Here is a 3,927-nt window from a genome sequence, read left to right as displayed (position 1 = left end):
CTCCCGGCCCGCCCCGGCCGACTGGAGCAAGCTGGACATCTGGCAGGCCGCCAGCGACCAGCACCGCATCTTCAAGGCGCTGAAGAAGATCTACACCAAGAACTGGATCTCCACCGGCGGCTCCAAGGGCGGCATGACGGCCACCTACTTCGAGCGCTTCTACCCGCGCGACATGGACGGCGTGGTCGCCTACGTCGCCCCCAACGACGTGGTCAACGACGAGGACTCGGCCTACGACCGCTTCTTCGCGAAGGTCGGCACCGCCGAGTGCCGGGACCGGCTGAACGCGGTGCAGCGCGAGGCCCTGGTCCGGCGTGAGCCGCTGGAGAAGAAGTACGCCGACTACGCGGCGGCGGAGGGCCTCACCTTCACCACCGTCGGCAGCCTGGACAAGGCCTACGAGGCCGTCGTCCTCGACTACGTCTGGGGCTTCTGGCAGTACAACCTGCTGGCCAACTGCGGTGACGACGCGCTGATCCCGGCCGACGCCAAGACCGCCACCGACGACCAGATCTGGAACTCCATCGACACGATCTCCGGCTTCTCCGCCTACGCCGACCAGGGTCTGGAGACGTACACGCCGTACTACTACCAGGCCGCCACCCAGCTCGGCGCGCCGACGATCAAGTTCCCGCACATCGAGAAGAAGTACATCCGCTACGGCTACCAGCCGCCGCGCAACTTCGTCCCGCGCAGCATCCCGACGAAGTTCCAGCCGTACGCGATGCGGGACGTGGACACCTGGGTGCGCCACAACGCCCACCACATGCTGTACGTCTACGGCCAGAACGACCCGTGGGGCGCGGAGCGGTTCCGCGTCGACAAGGGGGCGAAGGACGCGTACGTGTTCACCGCGCCCGGCATGAACCACGGGGCGAACGTCGCCGGTCTGGTCGCCGACCAGAAGGCGTTCGCCACGGCCAGGATCCTCGCCTGGGCCGGTGTCCCGGCCCCGGCCGTGACCGCGGCGAAGCCGCTCGCCAAGTTCGACCGCAAGCTGGACGTCCGGGACGTGGAGCGCGAGCCCACCCTGCGTCCGTAGTCCGCCCGCCGCGCCCGGCCGTCGCTCACAACGGCCGGGCGCAGCCCACCGGCAGGGAACCGCCGAGCTGGACGTACAGGGCGGTCGACAGCGGGCACCGGTCGCGTGCGGCGACCGCCTTCACCACCTTGTACTGCGGCCGCCTGCCGCCCGTGCCGTCGCACGCGGTCTCCCTGACCTGACCGCTGCCCGAGCCGTACACGCAGTCGCCGACGATGGTCCGCGGCCCGCCCCCGCCGCCGGGATCGCCCGGATGCGGCGGCTGCAGATTGCGCATGCAGGCGTATCCCTGGGGCACCGCCCCGTCGCCGTCCTCGTCGGAGACCCGGCTCTGCGCACTGATGTGCAGCACGAAGTCGGTGGTCGCCGGGCACGGGGGTCCGTCGGCCGTGGTGCCGTCGTGCCGGGCCACCACCCGCGCCGCCGCCCGTTCGCCGGTGCAGGGCACCTCGGTGAAGCTGGCCTTGCCGAAGGAACTGCACTCGTCGACCGCGAGGAACACCGCGCCGAACCCGGAGACCCGGGAGGCGGACGGTGAGACGGAGACCGTCGCCGCTGCTCCCGGGTCCTCCCCGCCGGCGGCCGGATGCGTACACCCCGTCAGCAGGGCGGCGAGCAGCGCCGGCAGGACGCACACCACCCCCGTGAAACTCTTCTCGCGCATCGCCATCCCCCCGAGCTGCCCCGCCGTCCAGCGTGACCGCAGCGGCGGGGCCACGCCAGACGTATGGGGTCCTTTGCGCCTTTCGGGGGCGATGTGCGAGTTGTGAGTCGTACGGCGACTACGCCCCGCGCGCTACCGGCCGTACGACAGCCCGTACCCGACCGGGTACAGCACCCTCGCCGGGTCGTCCGCCCGCTGCACCGGTACCGGCAGCCTCCCGCGCGGTGCCGTCCTCCCGGCGATCACCCGTGCGGCCGCCCGCAGTTCGACGTCGGTCCAGGAGTAGGTCGCCAGGCAGGCGGGGACCGTGGAGAGCTGGGCCACGTCGTAGGGATTGCGGATAGCGACCGCCACCACCGGCCTCCCGGTCGCCACGAGCTGCTCGACGAGCGTCCTCTGGGCGGCCGTGATGTTGTACGTCCCCACGATCACCGCGTCCGCGTCCCGTGCCGCCGCGACGGCCCGGTCGACGACGGCCGCGGTAGGGGCCGTACCGGTCGACAGGGCGGTGGCCGTGAAGCCCAGTTCGGTCAGGGCGGCGGCCAGGACCCCGGTGGGCGGGCCCGTCGTACCGGACGGCGAGGCGGGGTCGGCGCCCACGACCAGCAGCCTGCGGTGGGTGCGGCGGGACAGGGGCAGCAGCCGCTCCTCGTTGACCAGCAGGGTCGTCGTGCGCCCGGCGATCCGGTCGGCCGCGGCGAGATGCGCCGGGGTGCCGACGGTCCGGGTGACACCGCCCTGGCTGACGTACGGCTTCTCGAAGAGCCGCAGCCGGGACTTGAGCCGCAGGATCCGCAGGATCGACTCGTCGAGGCGGGCCTCGGTGAGCTCGCCGTCCCGCACGGCCCGCAGCACGGCCTGCCACGCCACGTCCAGGGAGGGCGGGTTGAGGAGCTGGTCGGCACCGGCCTTGAGGGCGAGGACGGGGACGCGGTCGTCGCCGTACTTGGTGCGCACGCCCTCCATGCCGAGGGAGTCGGTGACGACGACCCCGTCGTAGCCGAGTTCGCCGCGCAGGATGCCGGTGAGGATCGGGTGGGAGAGCGTGGCCGGGTCGCCCGAGTCGTCGAGCGCCGGGAACTGGATGTGCGCGGTCATGATCGAGTCGATGCCGGCCCGGATCGCGGCCCGGAAGGGCACGGCGTCCAGCTTCTCCCACAGCTCCCGGCTGTGGGTGATGACCGGGAAGCCGTAATGGCTGTCGACGGCGGTGTCCCCGTGTCCCGGGAAGTGCTTGGCCGTCGCGGCGACCCCGGAGCCCTGGTAGCCGGCGACCTCGGCGGCCACGAGCCCGGCGACCGCGCCCGCCTCGGAGCCGAACGAGCGGACGCCGATGACCGGGTTGGCCGGGTTGACGTTGACGTCGGCGACGGGGGAGTAGTTCTGCCGGATGCCGATCGCCTTGAGCTCCTGCCCGGCGATCCGGCCGAGGGTGCGGGCGTCCTCGCGCGAGCCGCCGGCGCCGACGGCCATCGCGCCGGGGAACAGGGTGGCGGGCTCGCCGACCCGGCAGACGATCCCGTGCTCCTGGTCGGTCGAGATGAGCACCGGCAGCCCGCGCGGCTGCGCGAGCGACGCCTCCTGGATGCCGTTGGAGAGGTCGGCGATCTGGTGCGGGTCCCGGGTGTTGTGCGCCCAGGTGAAGTAGATGATCCCGCCCACCCGGTACCTGGCGATCATCTCGGCGGCCGTACGGACGCCGATCTCCTTGAGGTTGGCGTCGATGTCGGCCTGGTCGGGGGCGGTGGCGGAGTGGCCGTAGACCCGCATCACGAAGAGCTGGCCGACCTTCTCCTCAAGCGTCATACGGGAGATGAGCGAGCGGAGTTTCTTGTCGTCGGCGTGTGCGGTGCCGCCGACGGCGAGCGAGGCGGCGACGCCTGCCGTGGCGGCGAGGACGGTACGTCTGGAGGGCACGTGCGCTCCTTCCGGAGGTGATCCGCTGAAGGAAACTTCCGTGGGATCACCAATATCCGGGAAGTTTCTGCCAGTCAAGGGAGTGCACAGTAACCAGCGGGGAGCCGCCATCGGCGCAGTTGGAGGGGGGCGCGCCGATGACGGCGTGCTGCCGGCCGCGGTACGGAGGAGAGGGTTGGTCAGCGTTCGCAGCCAGCAGCGAGGCCGACGCCGCACCGCGGTGACTCTCCGGCAGCTCGCGGGTTGGACGAGCGGGGGCGGGGCCGGGTTCCCGGCTCCGGCCCCATTTCCGCAACTTGGTGGG

3 protein-coding genes are annotated in these 3,927 nt (G+C 71.8%); 1 reads left to right on the top strand and 2 read right to left on the bottom strand.

What is annotated here, in order from left to right:
- The coding region (locus tag EHS43_RS39540) for a S28 family serine protease (RefSeq protein WP_125195396.1) at nt 1-1,042 on the top strand (1,042 nt) is incomplete at its 5' end.
- Between the two features lie 25 nt (nt 1,043-1,067).
- Here the strand turns inward: EHS43_RS39540 and EHS43_RS39535 are convergent.
- The gene (locus tag EHS43_RS39535) at nt 1,068-1,706 is read right to left on the bottom strand and encodes a hypothetical protein (protein WP_125195395.1); all 639 of its coding nucleotides are present in this window, start codon (nt 1,704-1,706) and stop codon (nt 1,068-1,070) included.
- Between the two features lie 132 nt (nt 1,707-1,838).
- Entirely contained in the window at nt 1,839-3,623 is a 1,785-nt protein-coding gene (locus EHS43_RS39530; RefSeq protein WP_125195394.1) for a glycoside hydrolase family 3 protein, read from the bottom strand.
- Nucleotides 3,624-3,927: the final 304 nt, after the last annotated feature.

Source organism: Streptomyces sp. RP5T (assembly GCF_003933965.1).
Taxonomy (GTDB): Bacteria; Actinomycetota; Actinomycetes; order Streptomycetales; family Streptomycetaceae; genus Streptomyces.
Note: the sequence above shows the minus strand (reverse complement) of the source record. Positions and strands in the feature narration are given on the sequence as shown.

Bases quoted from the DNA above. Each gene is read 5' to 3' on its own strand.
- EHS43_RS39535 (WP_125195395.1), bottom strand. From the start codon at position 1,706: ATGCGCGAGAAGAGTTTCACGGGGGTGGTGTGCGTCCTGCCGGCGCTG.